Origin of the sequence: Rhizobium sp. CF142, assembly GCF_000281145.1 — a bacterium.
GTDB lineage: Bacteria > Pseudomonadota > Alphaproteobacteria > Rhizobiales > Rhizobiaceae > Rhizobium.
In genome coordinates this window covers 1-19,264 of the sequence record NZ_AJWE01000043.1, presented here as the reverse complement: position 1 = coordinate 19,264, position 19,264 = coordinate 1, and the positions used below count along the sequence as shown (strand labels likewise).

Genomic DNA, 19,264 nt, shown 5'->3' with positions numbered 1-19,264 from the left:
TCAAACTTACTCTTTGCCATTTTCGGCTCTCCATTCTTTGGCCCCGAGGGGCGCTAATTCTTGTTATCGGTCAATTGGTATTCCGGTCACTTCTGACCGGAATACTTTGCCTGGATTTCGGTTGCGACGTTCGACGGGACCGGCGAGTAGTGATCGAAGGTCATCGTGTACTGAGCACGGCCCTGCGACATGGAGCGCAGGTTATCGACGTACTTGAACATGTTGGCCAGCGGGACGTTGGCGTTGATGACAACAGCCACACCGCGGCTTTCCTGACCCTGAATCTGACCGCGACGGGAGTTGAGGTCACCGATAACGTCGCCGACGTAATCTTCCGGGGTAACAACTTCGACCTTCATCATCGGCTCGAGGAGCTGAGCGCCGGCCTTCTTTGCTGCTTCACGGAAGCAAGCGCGGGAAGCGATTTCGAACGCCAGGACCGACGAGTCAACGTCATGGAAGGCGCCGTCGATCAGGGTCGCCTTGACGCCCAGCATCGGGAAGCCTGCCAGCGGGCCGGAAGACAGAACGCTTTCGATACCCTTCTGAACGCCCGGGATGTATTCCTTCGGAACAGCACCGCCGACGATCTTGGATTCGAACTTGAAGTCTTCGCCTTCAGGGTTCGGTTCGAAGACGATCTTGACGCGCGCGAACTGGCCGGTACCACCGGACTGCTTCTTGTGCGTGTAATCTTCTTCGTGCTGGCGCGTGATGGTTTCGCGGTAAGCAACCTGCGGCGCACCGACGTTTGCTTCAACCTTGAACTCGCGGCGCATGCGGTCGACGATGATGTCGAGATGCAGTTCGCCCATGCCAGCAATGATCGTCTGACCGGATTCCTGGTCCGTCTTCACGCGGAAGGACGGATCTTCTGCTGCCAGGCGGTTGAGCGCGAGGCCCATCTTTTCCTGGTCGCCCTTGGACTTCGGCTCGATAGCGATCTGGATGACCGGCTCCGGGAACTCCATGCGCTCGAGGATAACCGGCTTCAGCGGGTCGCAGAGCGTGTCACCCGTCGTGGTTTCCTTGAGACCTGCGAGAGCAACGATGTCGCCTGCAAAGGCTTCTTCGATGTCTTCACGCGAGTTGGAGTGCATCTGCAGCATGCGGCCGACGCGCTCGCGCTTGTCCTTGACCGTGTTCATCACCGACGAGCCCTTTTCCAGCTTGCCGGAATAGATACGGGCGAAGGTGAGCGAACCGACGAAGGGGTCGTTCATGATCTTGAACGCGAGCATGGAAAGCGGCTCGGCATCGTCTGCATGACGCTCGATTTCAGCTTCCGTCTTGAAGTCAATGCCCTTGATCGCCGGAATGTCGAGCGGCGACGGCAGGTAGTCGACAACGGCGTCGAGCAGCGGCTGAACGCCCTTGTTCTTGAAGGCAGTGCCGCAGAACATCGGGTGGAACTTGACGTCGATCGTGCCGCGACGAACGAGTTCGCGGATCTTGTCGTTGTCGGGCATGTTGCCTTCGAGGTAGGCTTCCATCGCGGCTTCGTCGATCTCGACAACGGTCTCGATCAGCTTTTCGCGATATTCTTCAGCCTTGGCCTTCATGTCCTCAGGGATCTCAACGACGTCCCACTGGGCGCCGAGCGATTCGTCGCGCCAGATGAGAGCGTTCATCTCGACCAGGTCGATAACGCCCTTGAAGTCGCTTTCAGCGCCGATCGGCAGCTGCATGACGACAGCGATCGCGCCCAGACGGGTCTTGATCATCTCGACCGAGCGGTAGAAGTCCGCGCCGGTCTTGTCCATCTTGTTGCAGAAGATCATGCGCGGAACGTTGTACTTCTCGGCCTGACGCCAGACGGTTTCCGTCTGCGGCTCAACACCGGCGTTGGCGTCGAGCAGCGCAATGGCGCCGTCGAGAACGCGCAGCGAACGCTCGACTTCGATGGTGAAGTCGACGTGGCCAGGGGTGTCGATGATGTTGAAGCGGCGCATCTTGCCGTCACGACCCTTCCAGAAGGTCGTGGTCGCGGCGGACGTGATCGTGATGCCGCGTTCCTGCTCCTGCTCCATCCAGTCCATCGTGGCTGCGCCATCGTGGACTTCACCGATCTTGTGCGACTTGCCGGTGTAATAAAGGATACGCTCGGTGGTCGTGGTCTTGCCGGCGTCGATATGCGCCATGATACCGAAATTGCGGTAGTCTTCGATCTTATATTCGCGAGCCATTATGGACTGCCTTTCGATATCGTTCGGGATTACCAGCGATAATGCGAGAACGCGCGGTTGGCATCAGCCATCTTGTGCGTGTCTTCGCGCTTCTTGACCGCGGAACCGCGGTTGTTGGAGGCGTCGAGAAGTTCGCCCGAAAGACGATCGATCATGGTGGTCTCGTTGCGCTTGCGAGCAGCAGCGATCAGCCAGCGGATTGCAAGAGCCTGGCGGCGCTCCGGACGAACATCGACCGGAACCTGGTAGGTCGCACCACCGACGCGGCGCGAACGGACTTCAACGTGCGGAGCAATGTTGTCGAGCGCGGAATGGAAAACCGTCAGCGGCTCCTGCTTCGACTTGCCCTGTACGGAGTCAAACGCGCCATAGACGATGCTCTCGGCGACGGACTTCTTGCCGTCCAGCATGATGGCATTCATGAACTTCGTAACAACGAGGTCACCGAACTTCGGGTCCGGATTGATCTCGCGCTTTTCTGCTTTATGGCGTCTGGACATACTTCTCGTCTCTTTAACTGTTAAGGCGCTCTACCACGCGGAGGACTTCGCGCAGCGCCGGGGATTTCACCTTCAAGCCTTTCCGGGCGGTATCGCCCGGGGCGAAATTACTTCGGACGCTTCGCACCGTACTTGGAACGGCGCTGCTTGCGGTTCTTGACACCCTGGGTATCGAGAACGCCGCGGATGATGTGGTAACGGACACCCGGAAGGTCCTTGACGCGGCCGCCACGGATCATGACGACAGAGTGTTCCTGAAGGTTGTGACCTTCACCGGGAATGTAGCCAATGACTTCGAAGCCATTGGTGAGGCGGATCTTTGCAACCTTACGCAGAGCCGAGTTCGGCTTCTTCGGCGTCGTGGTATAGACGCGGGTGCAAACGCCGCGCTTCTGCGGGTTCTCCTGGAGAGCGGGAACCTTATTACGCTTTACGTTCGCCTGGCGAGGCTTGCGGATCAGCTGGTTTACGGTAGGCATTCAACCATCCCTTACTTTTGTCTCAGTACCCTTGCGGGCTCGAACTTCGCCGTTTCCGGCATTGCCACACATATTTCCCTCAATGCGCAAAATATGGCCCGATCCGCTTCCGCAGATGGACCACATAGAGCAGAGGACGCAAAAAAGATGCGTCATGCGTGCAGCATCATGACTTCAACGTGCGTATAGAACCTTGTTTGAGGCGATCTTCAGGACGCGTCGCCCCAAACAGCCAAACCTCACATTGGATCTGATGGCGGGCGTACTACTGGTTTCCACCCTGTTCGTCAAGGCCGGTTAAGAAATAATCTCCGCGCCGAAGGCTTGAAAACCCCTGTGAACAGGCTGTTTACAGGCTCTTTAAGCCGGTTAAAGATACCCGGCAAGATAAACTTGGGCATTGCAGCAAAAACAGATAGGAATCGGTATTTGCAGACATCAAGCCCTTATATGGGATCTGCATATTGCGATTCTTAGAGAGCCGAAGGACAAGAAGATGATCGGGACACCGGACAACGACAACAATTTCGACGGACCGATGATCTTCATCATCATCGGCAAGGGCTATGAATCCGACACGAGCGAGGGCGTTGACCTGCACGTCATGCTGAAGGCCGCCGATGACGACAGCGCCGTGCGCGAAGCCTTGAACGCTCTTGCCGAGGAAGGCTTCATCGAAGCCGATCTCGACCAGATCGGCATGTTGACCGAAGTTCCCTCCGATGAGCCGCATGCCTCCGCCTATCAGGGTGCCCTGGACGGCGAAGTCTCGATCATCCGCTTCAGCTAAGCCTATAGACAAAGAACGGGGCCTGCGCGCCGCGCGGGCCTGATCCTCCCGCCCTCACCTTTCCATTTTGGCCGATATCAATGAGGGCGGCGAGCGCGCAGCGTGTTATCGCGATAACCGTCGCCAACGGCCTCAGCAAGTTCGACACCCATCTTTTTGCGCACCTCAAACTGCATATCGCGGTGGCAGTTCGTCTGCGTTCGGGCGCCTTCCGCCGGCCTTCGATATCGACCTCCGATCGAGGTGGCCGCTGACAGCGTACCTCTCGACCAGCCGATGTCGCAGAGAGCATGCGAAGTGTCACGCGAACACAACAATCATTGGCTAGAGCCGGATTGTAATCGTTGCCCCCAAAGGAGTTATCATGCGTAATATTTCGAAATTCGTCGCGCTTGGCCTTGCGTTTGCTGTCATGATCGCATCGCCGGTTTTCGCCGAAGACAAGGCAAAGCCCTTCACCGATGCCAAGGAAGTCAATCTCCTTGATCTTCTGCCGCCGCCGCCGGCCAATGACTCGGCCAAAACCAAGGCCGAGATCGGCGAGGTCCTGGCCATCCAGGTCACGCGTACGCCCGAAATGGTCGATCGCGCGGTTGCCGACGCCGAGGAGGATATCTGGCGCTATTCAGACGTGATCGGCAATCCGAAGTTCACCAAGGAAAACCTGCCGAAGTTCTCTGCCTTCTTCGACCGTATCGTCGAGACGGAAGCTGCCGTCGTCGACCCAGCCAAGGATGTCTGGAAACGCACGCGTCCGCATCTGCTCTATCCCGATCTCATCAAGCCAGTTGTTCCGCTCTCCAAGTCCGGCTCCTATCCGTCCGGCCATACCACGGTCGGCACGCTGATGGGCGTCGTACTCTCCGACATGGTTCCGGAGAAAAAGGATGCGATCATGGCCCGCGCCTGGGAATATGGCTGGAACCGTGTTGTCGGCGGTATCCATTACCCGACCGATATCGAAGCCGGCCGCATTTCCGGCATCGCAATCGCCCAGACGATCATGCAGCACGACGACTACAAGGCCGAATATGAAGCGGCCAAGAGCGAGCTCCGCAGCGCGCTCGGCCTCTGAGCCATAGTGAGGATTTTAGCGAAGCCGCCGGCCTTACCGGCGGCTTTGTCGTTTTCCGATTGGAATGAGGTATCCAGATATTTCCGGACAAAGAAAGGCCGCCCGGATTTCTCCGGGCGGCTTTGAATTTCCAAACTCTGAACTGCCTGTTATTCGGCAGCAGGAGCGCTTTCGTTCGCCAGGTCCTGCAGCATCGGCGTTGCGGCCCCTGCCCCGGAGCCCTTGCGGCGCTCTTCCAGGATCAGGTCGTCGCGAGCCGTCGCAATGCGGCGGATCTGGGTCATGGTGCCACCGGTACCGGCCGGGATCAGGCGGCCGACGATGACGTTTTCCTTCAGACCCTGCAGGCCGTCGGTCTTGCCGGCGATCGCAGCTTCCGTCAGCACCTTGGTCGTTTCCTGGAAGGACGCGGCCGAGATGAAGGACGGGGTCTGCAGCGATGCCTTGGTGATGCCGAGCAGAACCGGATCACCGCTGGCAGGCTTCTTGCCTTCCTCGATGAGCTGGTCGTTGACGTCTTCGAGCTCGATACGGTCGACATTGTCGCCGACGATATAGGTCGAGTCGCCTGCATCGGTGATTTCCACCTTCTGCAGCATCTGACGGACAATCACTTCGATGTGCTTGTCGTTGATGACAACGCCCTGCAAACGATAGACTTCCTGGATTTCGTTGACGAGGTAGGAAGCCAGAGCCTCCACGCCCTTGATCGCCAGGATGTCGTGCGGAGCCGGGTTACCGTCGAGGATGTAGTCACCCTTTTCGATATAGTCGCCTTCCTGAAGGTGGAAGGGCTTGCCCTTCGGGATCAGGTATTCGACAGGCTCGACACCGTCTTCCGCCGGCTCGATGATGACGCGGCGCTTGTTCTTGTAATCGCGGCCGAGGCGGATCGTACCATCGATCTCTGCGATGATGGCGTGGTCCTTCGGACGACGGGCTTCGAACAGTTCTGCGACGCGCGGCAGACCACCGGTGATGTCCTTGGTCTTGGCGCTTTCCAGCGGCGAACGGGCAAGAACGTCACCCTGGGAGACCTTCGTGCCCGGCTCGACCGACAGGATCGCGTCGACCGAAAGCAGGAAGCGGGCTTCGCCACCACGGGAGAGCTTCGCGACATTGCCGCTTGCATCCTTGATGACGATGGCAGGCTTCAGGTCCGAACCGCGCGGGGTCGAACGCCAGTCGATAACCTGACGCTTGGTGATACCCGTGGATTCGTCGGTCGCTTCGAGAACGGAGAGGCCGTCGACGACATCTTCGAACTGAACCGTACCGGCTACTTCCGTCATCATCGGACGGGTGTAGGGATCCCACTCTGCCAGACGCTGACCGCGCTTGACCTTGTCGCCTTCATCGACATGCAGCTTCGAACCGTAGGCAACACGCTGCGAGGAACGCTCCACGCCACGCTCGTCCAGGATCTGGACGGTCATGTTGCGGCCCATGGCAACGAGATTGCCATCGGAGTTGCGCAGGATGTTGCGGTTCTTGATCTGCACCGTACCTTCATACGAGGCTTCCAGGAACGACTGGTCGACCACGGTTGCCGTGCCACCAAGGTGGAACGTACGCATGGTGAGCTGCGTGCCCGGCTCGCCGATCGACTGAGCCGCGATAACGCCGACGGCTTCGCCCATGTTAACAGGCGTACCGCGAGCAAGGTCTCGGCCGTAGCAGACCGAGCAGACGCCCGTCTGGATTTCGCAGGTCAGTGCCGAACGGATGCGGATCGACTGGATACCGGCCTTCTCGATCTCGACGACGTCGGGCTCAAGGATCATCTTGCCAGCATCGACGATACGCTCGCCGGTCACCGGATGGTCGATGTTGTCGAGGGCCGTACGGCCGAGGATACGGACACCGATCGAGGCAACGACCTGACCGGCATCGACGATGGCGGTCATGGTGAGGCCGGTTTCGGTGCCGCAATCAACGTGTGTGACGATGCAATCCTGCGCGACGTCGACGAGACGGCGGGTCAGGTAACCGGAGTTTGCGGTCTTCAAAGCGGTGTCTGCCAGACCCTTACGGGCACCGTGGGTCGAGTTGAAGTACTCGTTGACGGTCAGGCCTTCCTTGAAGTTCGAGATGATCGGCGTCTCGATGATTTCACCCGACGGCTTGGCCATGAGGCCGCGCATGCCGCCCAACTGACGCATCTGGTTCGGAGAACCACGAGCGCCCGAGTGGGACATCATGTAGATCGAGTTCATCGGCTTCTGACGACCGGTCGCCGGATCGAACTCGACAGCCTTAATGCGGGCCATCATCTCTTCGGCGACCTTTTCGGTAGCCTTACCCCAGGCGTCGACAACCTTGTTGTACTTTTCGCCCTGGGTGATGAGACCGTCGTTGTACTGCTGTTCGTATTCCTTCACCAGATTTTCGGTGTCGTTGACGATCTTGGCCTTGGTGTCCGGGATGACCATGTCGTCCTTGCCGAACGAAATGCCGGCGCGGCAGGCATGGCTGAAGCCGAGCTGCATGATGCGGTCACAGAAGATGACCGTGTCCTTCTGGCCGCAATGACGGTAGACCGCGTCGATCATCCTGGAGATGTTCTTCTTGGTCATTTCCTGGTTGCAGATATCGAAGGTCACCTTGCCGTTCTTCGGCAGGAGTTCACCGATGAGCAGGCGGCCCGGCGTCGTTTCATAGATCTTCGAGTAGGGCTTGCCGTCCTCGCCGATCGACTTGAAGCGGCCGCGGATCTTGGTGTGCAGCGTCACGACCTTGGTTTCGAGGGCGTGGTGCAGCTCGCCGAGATCGGAGAAGGCCATGCCTTCGCCCGGCTCGTTCTGGTTCATGATCGACAGGTAGTACAGGCCGAGAACCATGTCCTGCGACGGAACGATGATCGGTGCACCGTTTGCTGGGTGCAGGATGTTGTTCGTCGACATCATCAGAACGCGAGCTTCGAGCTGGGCTTCGAGCGACAGCGGCACGTGAACGGCCATCTGGTCACCGTCGAAGTCGGCGTTGAAGGCCGTGCAGACGAGCGGGTGCAGCTGGATGGCCTTGCCTTCGACCAGGGTGGGTTCGAAGGCCTGGATGCCCAGGCGGTGCAGCGTCGGTGCGCGGTTCAGCAGAACCGGATGCTCGCGGATGACCTCGTCGAGGATATCCCAGACTTCCGGCTTTTCCTTTTCGACGAGCTTCTTGGCCTGCTTGACGGTCGAAGAATAACCCTTCGCGTCGAGGCGGGCGTAGATGAACGGCTTGAAGAGCTCGAGCGCCATCTTCTTCGGAAGACCGCACTGATGCAGCTTCAGTTCCGGACCGGTCACGATGACCGAACGGCCGGAATAGTCGACGCGCTTGCCGAGCAGGTTCTGACGGAAGCGGCCCTGCTTGCCCTTGAGCATGTCGGACAGCGACTTCAGCGGACGCTTGTTGGCGCCGGTGATGACACGGCCGCGGCGGCCGTTATCGAAGAGCGCATCGACAGATTCCTGCAGCATGCGCTTTTCGTTGCGGATGATGATGCCCGGAGCGCGCAGTTCGATCAGGCGCTTCAGACGGTTGTTACGGTTGATGACGCGACGATACAGATCGTTCAGGTCAGACGTCGCGAAACGACCACCGTCCAGAGGAACCAGCGGGCGCAGGTCCGGCGGGATGACCGGAACGACCTTCATGATCATCCATTCCGGACGGTTGCCGGATTCCATGAAGTTCTCGACGATCTTCAGGCGCTTCATCAGCTTCTTCTGCTTGAGATCCGACGTGGTGTCGGCAAGCTCGGAGCGCAGGTCGCCAGCGATCTTCTCAAGGTTCATCGATGCCAGCATCTCATAGATGGCTTCGGCACCGATCATGGCCGTGAACTGGTCTTCACCGTATTCGTCGACGGCAAGCATGTACTCTTCTTCGGACAGGAGCTGGTGCTCCTTGAGCGCGGTCAGACCCGGCTCGGTCACGATGTAGTTTTCGAAGTAGAGGACGCGCTCAACATCCTTCAGCGTCATGTCGAGCAGCGTGGAGATGCGGCTCGGCAGCGACTTCAGGAACCAGATGTGGGCAACGGGAGCGGCGAGCTCGATATGGCCCATGCGCTCACGGCGAACGCGCGACAGCGTGACTTCGACGCCGCACTTTTCGCAGATGATGCCCTTGTACTTCATGCGCTTGTACTTGCCGCACAGGCACTCGTAGTCCTTGATCGGTCCAAAGATGCGCGCGCAGAAGAGACCGTCGCGTTCCGGCTTGAACGTACGGTAGTTGATGGTTTCCGGCTTCTTGATCTCGCCGTAGGACCAGGAAAGAATCTTCTCCGGAGAGGCGATCGAAATCCGGATGGAATCGAAGTTCTGTGCAGGCACCTGCGGATTGAAAAGATTCATGACCTCTTGGTTCATGCCTGTCTCCTTCATGGGCGAAAGCGCCCTTAGCTTGCGAGGTTGGCGGCAAATTCCCGGGAGCCGCGCCAGCGCTTAAACGACAATAACCGCAGAATGCGGCGAAAGCGTCCCTGCCCGGCCAACACGTTACGGGGCCTCGGCGGGAACTGTGTGCGCTCTTTTGAAGAGCGCACACCCTATCAAGTGGTTACTCGGCTGCGTCCGGCAGCTGGCCTGCAGCCTGCAGGTCCTCGACCTTGGAATTTTCGAGCTCGACCGAGAGACCCAGCGAGCGCATTTCCTTGACGAGAACGTTGAAGCTTTCCGGAATGCCGGCCTCGAACGTGTCGTCGCCACGGACGATCGCTTCGTAAACCTTGGTGCGACCGGCAACGTCGTCCGACTTCACCGTCAGCATTTCCTGCAGCGTGTAGGCTGCGCCGTAAGCTTCGAGCGCCCAGACTTCCATTTCGCCGAAGCGCTGGCCGCCGAACTGCGCCTTGCCGCCCAGCGGCTGCTGGGTAACGAGCGAGTACGGGCCGATCGAACGAGCGTGGATCTTGTCGTCGACCAGGTGGTTGAGCTTCAGCATGTAGATGTAGCCAACCGTGACCTGGCGGTCGAACTGCTCGCCGGTACGACCGTCGTACAGCGTCGACTGACCTGTGTCCTTGAGACCTGCCAGACGCAGCATCTCATTGACGTTCTCTTCGTTCGCACCATCAAAGACCGGGGTCGCGATGGAGACGCCACGCTTCCACTGATCGGCCAGACGCAGGACCGAGTCATCGTCGAAATCCTTGACCTGTTCGGCCTTCGGACCGTCACCGACAACGTCGCCGATCGTCTTGCGCAGCGGTTCGATGTTGCCGTTGGCCTTGTAGGCCTCCAGCATATCGCCGATCTGACGACCCATGCCGGCGCAAGCCCAGCCAAGGTGCGTCTCAAGGATCTGGCCGACGTTCATGCGCGAGGGCACGCCGAGCGGGTTCAGAACGACGTCCACATGCGTACCGTCTTCCAGGAACGGCATGTCTTCGACCGGCACGATGCGCGACACGACACCCTTGTTGCCGTGACGGCCGGCCATCTTGTCGCCCGGCTGGATCTTGCGCTTAACAGCGACGAAGACCTTGACCATCTTCATGACGCCCGGAGGCATTTCGTCGCCGCGCTGGACCTTTTCGACCTTGTCCATGAAGCGCTGTTCAAGGCGCGACTTGGATTCGTCGTACTGGCCGCGGAGTGCTTCGAGCTCGCTCTGGACCTTTTCGTCTTCGACGGCGAACATCCACCACTGCGAGCGGGGATATTCGGAAACGACGGCATTCGACAGCTCGGTGCCCTTCTTGAAGCCCTTCGGGCCTGCAATGGAGGACTGGCCGCGCAGCATGTCGATCAGACGGCCGTAGACGTTACGGTCGAGGATCGCCTGCTCGTCGTCGCGGTCCTTTGCCAGACGCTCGATCTCTTCGCGCTCGATAGCCATCGCGCGCTCGTCCTTTTCAACGCCGTGGCGGTTGAAGACGCGCACTTCGACGATCGTGCCGTAGGTGCCGGGCGGCATGCGCATGGACGTATCGCGGACGTCGGATGCCTTTTCACCGAAGATGGCGCGCAGGAGTTTTTCTTCCGGCGTCATCGGGCTTTCGCCCTTCGGCGTGATCTTGCCGACCAGGATATCGCCTGGCTGAACTTCGGCGCCGATATAGACGATGCCGGCTTCGTCGAGGTTCTTCAGCGCTTCTTCCGAAACGTTCGGAATGTCGCGGGTGATTTCCTCAGGACCAAGCTTGGTGTCGCGCGCCATCACTTCGAATTCTTCGATGTGGATGGACGTGAACACGTCGTCGGCAACGATACGCTCGGAGAGCAGGATCGAGTCTTCGTAGTTATAGCCGTTCCAGGGCATGAACGCGACGAGCGCGTTGCGGCCGAGAGCCAGGTCGCCGAGATCGGTCGACGGGCCGTCGGCAAGGATGTCGCCGCGGTTGACCTCGTCACCAACGGTGACCAGCGGGCGCTGGTTGACGCAGGTGTTCTGGTTCGAACGCTGGAACTTCTGGAGACGGTAGATATCGACGCCGGACTTGCCGGCTTCGAGGTCTTCCGTGGCGCGGATAACGATACGCGTCGCGTCGACCTGGTCGACCACACCGCCACGGCGCGCGCCGATGGCAGCACCGGAGTCGCGGGCGACGACCGGTTCCATGCCGGTACCGACGAACGGCGCTTCAGCGCGCAGAAGCGGAACGGCCTGACGCTGCATGTTCGAGCCCATGAGAGCGCGGTTGGCGTCGTCGTTTTCCAGGAACGGGATGAGAGCGGCTGCGACCGAAACGACCTGCTTCGGCGAAACGTCCATCAGGTTCATGCTGTCGCGCGGGGCGAGCATAACTTCGCCGGCGTGACGGCAGACAACGAATTCATCGACGAAGGAACCGTCCGACGTCAGTTCGGCGTTGGCCTGGGCGACATAGTACTTCGCCTCTTCCATGGCGGAAAGGTATAGTACGTCGGTCGTGACCTTGCCATCGACGATACGACGGTACGGGCTTTCGATGAAACCGTACTTGTTGACGCGCGCAAAGGTCGCCAGCGAGTTGATCAGACCGATGTTCGGGCCTTCCGGCGTTTCGATCGGGCAAATACGGCCGTAGTGCGTCGGATGAACGTCGCGGACTTCGAAGCCGGCGCGCTCGCGGGTCAGACCACCCGGGCCAAGAGCCGAGAGACGGCGCTTGTGGGTGATTTCCGAGAGCGGGTTCACCTGGTCCATGAACTGCGAGAGCTGCGAGGAACCGAAGAATTCGCGGACGGCTGCAGCAGCCGGCTTGGCGTTGATCAGGTCCTGCGGCATGACCGTGTCGATTTCGATCGAGGACATGCGTTCCTTGATCGCGCGCTCCATGCGAAGCAGGCCGAGACGGTACTGGTTCTCCATCAGCTCGCCAACCGAGCGGACGCGGCGGTTGCCAAGGTTGTCGATGTCGTCGATCTCGCCCTTGCCGTCGCGCAGTTCGACAAGCATCTTGACCACGGCCAGGATGTCGTCCTTGCGCAGGATGCGGACGGTGTCTTCGACGCTGAGGTCAAGACGCATGTTCATCTTCACGCGGCCGACGGCGGAGAGGTCGTAACGCTCCGCATCGAAGAACAGCGAGTTGAACATGGCTTCGGCCGAATCCATCGTCGGCGGTTCACCCGGACGCATGACGCGGTAAATGTCGAACAGAGCGTCCTGACGGTTCTCGTTCTTGTCTGCGGTCAGCGTGTTGCGGATGTAGGCGCCGACATTGATGTGATCGATGCCGAGAACCGGGATCTCGTCGAAATGGTTGGCGAGGATGATGCCGAGCGTCTTCTCGTCGATTTCGTCGCCGGCTTCGAGATAGATCTCACCCGTCGAGTAGTTGACGATGTCTTCGGCGAGGTAGTTGCCGTACAGATCGTCATCCGTCGCCTTGAGTGCCTTCAGGCCCTTGTCGGAGAGCGTGCGAAGCAGGCGTGGCGTGAGCTTCTTGCCAGCTTCGACAACGACTTCGCCGGTATCGGCGTCGACCATCTCGGTGATCGCCTTTGCACCCTTCAGCGTTTCCGGCTTGAAGGGAATGCGCCAGCCTTCGCCGTCGCGCTTGTAGAGCGACTTCGTGTAGAAGGTGTCGAGGATTTCCTCGCCGTCCATGCCGAGGGCCATCAGCAGCGACGTCACCGGAATCTTGCGGCGGCGGTCGATACGGGCATAGACAATGTCCTTGGCATCGAATTCGATATCGAGCCAGGAGCCGCGATACGGGATCACGCGCGCAGCGAAGAGCAGCTTGCCGGAAGAATGGCTCTTGCCCTTGTCGTGGTCGAAGAAGACGCCCGGCGAACGGTGCATCTGGGACACGATCACGCGCTCGGTGCCGTTGACGATGAACGTACCGTTATTCGTCATGAGCGGCATGTCGCCCATGTAGACGGACTGTTCCTTGATGTCCTTGATCGACTTCGCGCCGGTATCCTCGTCGATATCGAACACGATGAGACGGAGAGTAACCTTCAGCGGCGCGGCGTAGGTCAGGTCGCGCTGGCGGCATTCGTCGACGTCGAACTTCGGCGGTTCGAATTCATAGGACACGAACTCCAGCATGGAGGCGCCGGAGAAGTCGGTGATCGGGAAAACGGACTTGAAGACGGCCTGAAGGCCTTCGTCGGGACGACCGCCCTTGGGCTCTTCAACCATCAGAAACTGGTCGTAGGATGCCTTCTGAACCTCGATGAGGTTCGGCATTTCTGCGACTTCGGGGATTTTACCAAAAAACTTGCGTACGCGCCTGCGACCATTGAACGTAAGGGTCTGAGCCATCGTCGCTCCTTCAAAAATTGCATCCGGGCCTGCAACGGACGGGAACCGATGGCCAGTCGATCCCGTCAACCAATGGATAGTTCAACCTCGTCCCACCTCCCGAAACAGCCAGGCCGGATTGCCTTGGCGCCTCGGTTCGAGACCATGCTCTTGAAGAACCCATTACCCAAAAGCCGTTTTCACGCGGCTTTTGGGTAATTCGTTCAAAAAAACGGCAAATGGGAGACGGTAAATACCGTCTCCCAAAAGACGTTCAAGATTACTTGACGTCGGCCTTTGCGCCAGCGTCTTCAAGCTTCTTCTTGATGTCAGCGGCTTCAGCCTTGTTAACGCCTTCCTTGACAGCCTTCGGAGCGGCTTCGACAAGGTCCTTGGCTTCCTTGAGGCCCAGGCCGGTGATGGCGCGGACTTCCTTGATGACGTTGATCTTGTTGGCGCCGGCATCCGTGAGGATGACGTCGAACTCGGTCTTTTCTTCTTCAACGACAGCAGCAGCACCTGCACCGCCAGCAGCGGCAGCAACAGCTACCGGAGCAGCAGCGGAAACGCCCCACTTTTCTTCGAGAAGCTTCGACAGCTCAGCGGCTTCCAGGACGGTCAGCGAGGAGAGGTCGTCAACGATCTTTGCGAGATCAGCCATTTTACTAGTTCCTTTTGTTCGGTTCGAACCGGTTGATTATAAACAGCGAAAAACCGCCTTAAGCGGCTTCGTCCTTCTTGGCGTAGGCCGCAAACACGCGGGCAAGCTGGCTTGCCGGTGCTGCAACAACCCCAGCGATGCGGGTAGCCGGCGTCTGGATCATACCCAGCAGCTTCGCACGCAGCTCATCGAGCGAAGGCAGGGTCGCAAGCGACTTGACAGCTTCAGCATTGAGCGTGGTTGTTCCCATGGCGCCGCCGAGGACAACGATCTTGTCGTTGGTCTTGGCGAAATCCATGACGACCTTCGGAGCGGTGATCGGATCATTGCTGTAAGCAATGAGGGTCTGACCTTTGAAGAGATCGGCGATCCCTTCCGCTTCCGTACCCTGAAGGGCAATTTTGGCCAGGCGGTTCTTCGCGACTTTGATGGTGCCGCCAGCAGCGCGCATCTTCGAACGAAAATCGTTCATCTGTGCGACTGTAGCACCAGCATAGTGGGCCACGACAACCGAGCCGGATGCCTTGAAGACATCGTTCAGTTCCGTGACGAATTCGCGTTTTTCCGCTCTTTCCACTGCCTATCTCCAGTTGATGGGACCGATTGAACGGACCCACCGGGTTGCCTTTGCCTCCTGGGATCAGAAGCGATCCCAAGCGACGCTTGAGGATCCTGTCCCCTCGCGCTCCGCGCCAATTAAGGCAAAGGAGGCACAAGGCATCCAAGGCTCGAACCGATTTCCTAGAAGCAGAACTTCATGCAATTCGGGTCTTACCCGTCTCATGCAGGCAACAGTGATTAAGGGAAAACCACCTGCAATCTCGGACAGGATTCCGGATTTCTCCGGAATATTCCGGCCTCTTGCGAGGCCGGAATTCTTTACAATCGGGCCGAAGCCCGATGAAACTTAAGCAGCAGTAACGGCTGCGGTGACCGAGCCGACTTCGATCTTGACGCCCGGACCCATGGTCGAGGAGAGGGCTACGCGCTTGACGTAGTTGCCCTTGGCGCCAGCCGGCTTTGCCTTGATGACGGCGTCAGCGAAGGCACGGATGTTTTCTTCCAGAGCCTTGGCATCGAAGGATGCCTTGCCGATGCCGGCGTGAACGATACCAGCCTTCTCGACGCGGAACTCGACAGCGCCGCCCTTGGAAGCCTTGACGGCACCAGCGACATCCATCGTAACCGTGCCGACCTTCGGGTTCGGCATCATGCCACGCGGGCCGAGAACCTTACCGAGGCGGCCGACGAGCGGCATCATATCCGGGGTGGCGATGCAGCGATCGAAGTCGATCTTGCCGCCCTGAACGATTTCAACGAGCTCTTCCGCGCCAACGATATCTGCGCCGGCAGCCTTGGCTTCATCAGCCTTGACGCCACGAGCGAAAACAGCAACGCGAACCGTACGGCCGGTGCCGTTCGGCAGGTTGACGACGCCGCGGACCATCTGGTCTGCGTGACGCGGGTCGACGCCGAGGTTCATCGAAACTTCGATGGTTTCATCGAACTTTGCGACAGCACGTTCCTTGACCATGCCGATGGCGGTCGTCAGAGCGTAGAGCTTGGTCGGATCAACACCTTCGTTGATCTTCTGAGTGCGCTTGCCTGTCATGGTCTTAACCCACCACTTCCAGGCCCATGGCGCGGGCAGAGCCCTCGATCATCGCCATTGCACCTTCGATATCCGCTGCGTTCAGATCCTTCATCTTGGCTTCGGCGATCGTCTTGATCTGAGCCTTGGTGAGGGTACCGGCCTTTGCGCCCTTGCCCGGGGTCTTGGAACCGGACTGGATCTTCGCTTCCTTCTTCAGCCAGTAGCTGACCGGAGGCTGCTTCATGGCGAAGGTGAAGGACTTGTCCTGGTAATAGGTGATGACGACCGGGATCGGCATACCCTTTTCCATTTCCTGCGTAGCCGCGTTGAACGACTTGCAGAATTCCATGATGTTAATGCCACGCTGACCAAGCGCCGGGCCGATCGGCGGGGACGGGTTTGCCGATCCTGCCTTGACCTGCAGCTTGAGCTGGCCTGCAACTTTCTTAGCCATATATCTCTCTGCCTTTCACTGATGACCGGTTTCCCGGCCCTTGATGCCGGATCACTCCGGCGGCTGCGGTTGCGTGGTGCGGATCGTTAGGACCTGGCTTAAGACCCCTCACCTTCCACGCGATGCGGCTTTCGCCGCCCGAGGAACGGTCACAAGTGACCGAACCTCGATCTCGAAAATCAGACCTTCTCGACCTGAGCGTATTCCAGCTCGACCGGCGTAGCGCGACCAAAGATCGACACTTCCACTTTCAGGCGCGAACGCTCTTCGTCCACATCCTGAACCGTGCCGTTGAACGAAGCGAACGGACCATCGGAAACGCGAACCTGCTCGCCGATTTCAAAGGTAACCGAAGCCTTCGGCCGCTCGACCCCTTCCTGAACCTGACCGAGGATGCGCTCAGCCTCAGAATCCGGAATCGGAACGGGCTTATTGTCCGAGCCAAGGAAGCCCGTGACCTTCGGCGTATTCTTGATCAGGTGATAGGCCTCATCCGTCAGGTTCGCACGAACCATGACATAGCCCGGGAAGAACTTGCGCTCGGAATCGACCTTGCGGCCGCGGCGCACTTCCACCACCTTTTCGGTCGGCACGAGGATCTTCTCAAACAGGTGCTCAAGCCCCTTCTGGCGAGCCTTGTTCTCGATGTCCTCAGCCACCTTCTTTTCAAAATTAGAATATGCGTGGACGATGTACCAACGTGCCGCCATTTTCATCTCCACTCGTATCAGTTGCCGGTATTGAGCACAAAGCTCAGGGCCCAGCCAATGAGCTGGTCGGCGGCAAAGAAAAACAGCGCAGCAAAAACAACCATAAACAGCACCATGACCGTCGAGATCATCGTCTCGCGGCGCGACGGCCAAGTAACTTTAGACGTCTCCGTGCGGACCTGCTGCAGAAACGCGAATGGATTGGATTTGGATGCCATCGACTGCCCACGCAATTACGGCGCGTAAAGCTGAAACTATCAGCCCCACGCACCGCGTGTCTGTTGAACCCTAAATAAACATCGATTTCCGAATACACAAGAGGGAAACCGATGTTTAACGAAATTTGTCGCCATATGCTCAATCCTCGCCGGAACGCTGCGTTCACGTCCGCGCTGTCCGTTCAAGGAAAAATGGCAGGGGCAGTAAGGCTCGAACTTACGACCTGCGGTTTTGGAGACCGCCGCTCTACCAACTGAGCTATACCCCTTTACGCTTTGCATTCAGCCTGTTGACCTTGAGATCATCAGCCGGTGAAAGCATGGCGCTCCCTTTAAAACGGCGGCTCGGGATATGCAAGAGCGATTTTTGATTTTCAGAACCATTCTCCGCAGGCGATCGGAAGAAGTGGCCGACAGCAACGTATCTGGCGGCCGGACGCGAAATTGAATGCGCCCGACCGCAAGAGTTTTCTGACCGGAATCTCAGACTTTTACATATTTGCGCCAGTCGTGCTCTTCCTTAAAGCCGAGCACCTCGCGAATCTTCCGGTTGGAAAGCAGGCCCTCATATTCGCCGATCTCACGGGTGAAGGGCACATTCGGGAAGAATCGTTTGGCGAGCTCTCTCGACGGGGTATTGGCCGAAACCGTGTCGTTGGCGGCATTAAAGACCTGGAAGCCCAATCCGTCCTTCTCAATGCAGCGATGGACGATTTGGCCGAGGTCGCGCGCGTCAATATAACTCCAGGCGATGCGCTTGCGCATTTCCGGATTGGCGAAATAGGTCGGAAATTTCTCGTATTCATGCGGCTCGATGACGTTGCCGATGCGCAGCGCGTAAATATCGAAGCCTGAGCGCTCGGCAAAAGCGCGCGCCGTCTTCTCGTTCAGGACCTTGGAGAGGCCGTAGGAATCCATCGGATTGACATCATAGTCCTCATCCAAGGGGAACTGGTGGAAGTCGCGATGGCCCTCGGCGAAGCAGACGCCATAGGTCGTCTCGCTCGACGCGACGATGATCTTTCGGATACCGAGCTTCACCGCCGCCTCGATGACATTATAGGTGCCCATCGTGTTGATGCGGAAAGTCTCGTTATCAGGCTTGATCAGGATACGCGGCACCGCCGCAAAATGCACGACTGCGTCGAAAGGCTGTACGCCCTTGCCCGCTTCCAGATCCGGAAAGTCCCGGTGCATGGAAAGCGCGTTGAACATCTGGCCGCTGTCGGTGATGTCGGCGATGAGATTGGTGACACCAGGGCTTTCGAGCGGCACGAGATCGACATTGTGCACATCATAGCCAACGTTGATGAGCCACGGCACGGCATGACGTCCCGCCTTGCCCGAACCGCCAGTGAAGAGAATGCGCTTTTTCATGGAATATCCTCCGCGTCATGAAATCGGAGGCATAGATAAGCTCTTCCGCGCGAAGAGCAAGCGAGCGTCTCATGGGGTAGGTTCAAACCCACCCCGGCCAGGAGCTTCCTCCCGGAAGCACCTGCGCTGTTACTTTTACGGCCCGCCGGAATGTCCGGCGATCCAGTCATGCTATCATTTAACGACGCTTACTTCGTCTATCTGCACGCCAGCTGCCTGAACAACTTCCTGCGGAATTGCAGCGATGAAAAACATCGTGAAAACATACATCGCGAAAATCGTCGCAACGAATGTAGCCTTGTGAATCATCCTACTCTCCTCTCTATAATGAGGAGTCTGGACTAAAAATGCCGGAACGCAAAACGCTTTCTGAACGCTAGATGAACAAAATACTGTTATGGGGCATCTTAACGATATTTTTACAACATCTCAGGAACGCATGAGGATGCCGGAAAACGAAAAAACCCCGCCGTCTCCAGCGGGGTTTTTCCTAAAATCGGGGATAATTCCGATTACTCGATGATGGAAGCAACGATGCCTGCACCGA

The 19,264-nt window shown here is 58.4% G+C and carries 15 protein-coding genes and 1 tRNA gene; 2 read left to right on the top strand and 14 right to left on the bottom strand.

Annotation, left to right across the window (positions count from 1 at the left end; all coding sequences use genetic code 11):
* Positions 1–86 precede the first annotated feature (86 nt).
* The 3 genes from fusA to rpsL all read right to left on the bottom strand — a co-directional run bounded on the left by fusA (position 87) and on the right by rpsL (position 3,165).
* Entirely contained in the window at positions 87–2,186 is a 2,100-nt protein-coding gene (gene fusA / locus PMI11_RS12010; RefSeq protein ID WP_007817130.1) for an elongation factor G, read from the bottom strand.
* 29 nt (positions 2,187–2,215) lie between these two features.
* Positions 2,216–2,686 carry a 30S ribosomal protein S7 gene (gene rpsG, locus PMI11_RS12005; protein WP_007817128.1) on the bottom strand — a complete coding sequence of 157 codons (471 nt, stop codon included), beginning with the start codon at positions 2,684–2,686 and terminating at the stop codon, positions 2,216–2,218.
* 107 nt (positions 2,687–2,793) lie between these two features.
* Positions 2,794–3,165, bottom strand: a complete 372-nt coding sequence (gene rpsL, locus PMI11_RS12000; RefSeq protein WP_003547537.1) for a 30S ribosomal protein S12 — start codon at positions 3,163–3,165, stop codon at positions 2,794–2,796.
* 496 nt (positions 3,166–3,661) lie between these two features.
* On the opposite strand from rpsL, the gene PMI11_RS11995 reads away from it, so the two are divergent.
* The gene (locus tag PMI11_RS11995; protein ID WP_007817126.1) at positions 3,662–3,955 is read left to right on the top strand and encodes a hypothetical protein; all 294 of its coding nucleotides are present in this window, start codon (positions 3,662–3,664) and stop codon (positions 3,953–3,955) included.
* 364 nt (positions 3,956–4,319) lie between these two features.
* Positions 4,320–5,030, top strand: coding sequence for an acid phosphatase (locus PMI11_RS11990; protein ID WP_007817124.1), 711 nt, complete (start codon positions 4,320–4,322; stop codon positions 5,028–5,030).
* A 149-nt stretch (positions 5,031–5,179) separates the two neighbouring features.
* Here the strand turns inward: PMI11_RS11990 and rpoC are convergent, their stop codons facing one another.
* From rpoC to PMI11_RS38375, 11 genes are all read right to left on the bottom strand, one after another.
* Positions 5,180–9,391 (bottom strand): DNA-directed RNA polymerase subunit beta', encoded by a 4,212-nt coding sequence (gene rpoC / locus PMI11_RS11985; protein WP_007817121.1) that lies wholly within the window; start codon positions 9,389–9,391, stop codon positions 5,180–5,182.
* 190 nt (positions 9,392–9,581) lie between these two features.
* Positions 9,582–13,724 carry a DNA-directed RNA polymerase subunit beta gene (gene rpoB, locus PMI11_RS11980; RefSeq protein ID WP_007817119.1) on the bottom strand — a complete coding sequence of 1,381 codons (4,143 nt, stop codon included), beginning with the start codon at positions 13,722–13,724 and terminating at the stop codon, positions 9,582–9,584.
* 259 nt (positions 13,725–13,983) lie between these two features.
* Positions 13,984–14,364, bottom strand: coding sequence for a 50S ribosomal protein L7/L12 (gene rplL / locus PMI11_RS11975; RefSeq protein ID WP_007817117.1), 381 nt, complete (start codon positions 14,362–14,364; stop codon positions 13,984–13,986).
* Between the two features lie 58 nt (positions 14,365–14,422).
* Positions 14,423–14,941, bottom strand: a complete 519-nt coding sequence (rplJ, locus tag PMI11_RS11970) for a 50S ribosomal protein L10 (protein ID WP_007817115.1) — start codon at positions 14,939–14,941, stop codon at positions 14,423–14,425.
* Between the two features lie 330 nt (positions 14,942–15,271).
* Complete coding sequence (rplA, locus tag PMI11_RS11965; RefSeq protein ID WP_007817113.1) at positions 15,272–15,976, bottom strand: 50S ribosomal protein L1; 705 nt, start codon at positions 15,974–15,976, stop codon at positions 15,272–15,274.
* A gap of 4 nt (positions 15,977–15,980) precedes the next feature.
* Entirely contained in the window at positions 15,981–16,412 is a 432-nt protein-coding gene (rplK, locus tag PMI11_RS11960; RefSeq protein WP_007817112.1) for a 50S ribosomal protein L11, read from the bottom strand.
* Between the two features lie 179 nt (positions 16,413–16,591).
* Entirely contained in the window at positions 16,592–17,122 is a 531-nt protein-coding gene (gene nusG / locus PMI11_RS11955; RefSeq protein WP_007817111.1) for a transcription termination/antitermination protein NusG, read from the bottom strand.
* A gap of 17 nt (positions 17,123–17,139) precedes the next feature.
* Entirely contained in the window at positions 17,140–17,340 is a 201-nt protein-coding gene (gene secE, locus PMI11_RS11950; RefSeq protein ID WP_007817110.1) for a preprotein translocase subunit SecE, read from the bottom strand.
* Between the two features lie 193 nt (positions 17,341–17,533).
* Positions 17,534–17,609: transfer RNA gene (locus tag PMI11_RS11945), tRNA-Trp, on the bottom strand.
* A gap of 214 nt (positions 17,610–17,823) precedes the next feature.
* Entirely contained in the window at positions 17,824–18,717 is an 894-nt protein-coding gene (locus PMI11_RS11940) for an NAD-dependent epimerase/dehydratase family protein (protein WP_007817109.1), read from the bottom strand.
* 174 nt (positions 18,718–18,891) lie between these two features.
* On the bottom strand, positions 18,892–19,026 hold the full coding sequence (locus tag PMI11_RS38375; RefSeq protein ID WP_007817108.1) for a hypothetical protein: 135 nt from the start codon (positions 19,024–19,026) through the stop codon (positions 18,892–18,894).
* Between the last annotated feature and the right edge of the window lie 238 nt (positions 19,027–19,264).

Bases quoted from the DNA above. Each gene is read 5' to 3' on its own strand.
- fusA (WP_007817130.1), bottom strand. From the start codon at position 2,186: ATGGCTCGCGAATATAAGATCGAAGACTACCGCAATTTCGGTATCATG.
- rpsG (WP_007817128.1), bottom strand. From the start codon at position 2,686: ATGTCCAGACGCCATAAAGCAGAAAAGCGCGAGATCAATCCGGACCCG.
- rpsL (WP_003547537.1), bottom strand. From the start codon at position 3,165: ATGCCTACCGTAAACCAGCTGATCCGCAAGCCTCGCCAGGCGAACGTA.
- PMI11_RS11995 (WP_007817126.1), top strand. From the start codon at position 3,662: ATGATCGGGACACCGGACAACGACAACAATTTCGACGGACCGATGATC.
- PMI11_RS11990 (WP_007817124.1), top strand. From the start codon at position 4,320: ATGCGTAATATTTCGAAATTCGTCGCGCTTGGCCTTGCGTTTGCTGTC.
- rpoC (WP_007817121.1), bottom strand. From the start codon at position 9,391: ATGAACCAAGAGGTCATGAATCTTTTCAATCCGCAGGTGCCTGCACAG.
- rpoB (WP_007817119.1), bottom strand. From the start codon at position 13,724: ATGGCTCAGACCCTTACGTTCAATGGTCGCAGGCGCGTACGCAAGTTT.
- rplL (WP_007817117.1), bottom strand. From the start codon at position 14,364: ATGGCTGATCTCGCAAAGATCGTTGACGACCTCTCCTCGCTGACCGTC.
- rplA (WP_007817113.1), bottom strand. From the start codon at position 15,976: ATGACAGGCAAGCGCACTCAGAAGATCAACGAAGGTGTTGATCCGACC.
- rplK (WP_007817112.1), bottom strand. From the start codon at position 16,412: ATGGCTAAGAAAGTTGCAGGCCAGCTCAAGCTGCAGGTCAAGGCAGGA.
- nusG (WP_007817111.1), bottom strand. From the start codon at position 17,122: ATGGCGGCACGTTGGTACATCGTCCACGCATATTCTAATTTTGAAAAG.
- secE (WP_007817110.1), bottom strand. From the start codon at position 17,340: ATGGCATCCAAATCCAATCCATTCGCGTTTCTGCAGCAGGTCCGCACG.
- PMI11_RS11940 (WP_007817109.1), bottom strand. From the start codon at position 18,717: ATGAAAAAGCGCATTCTCTTCACTGGCGGTTCGGGCAAGGCGGGACGT.
- PMI11_RS38375 (WP_007817108.1), bottom strand. From the start codon at position 19,026: ATGATTCACAAGGCTACATTCGTTGCGACGATTTTCGCGATGTATGTT.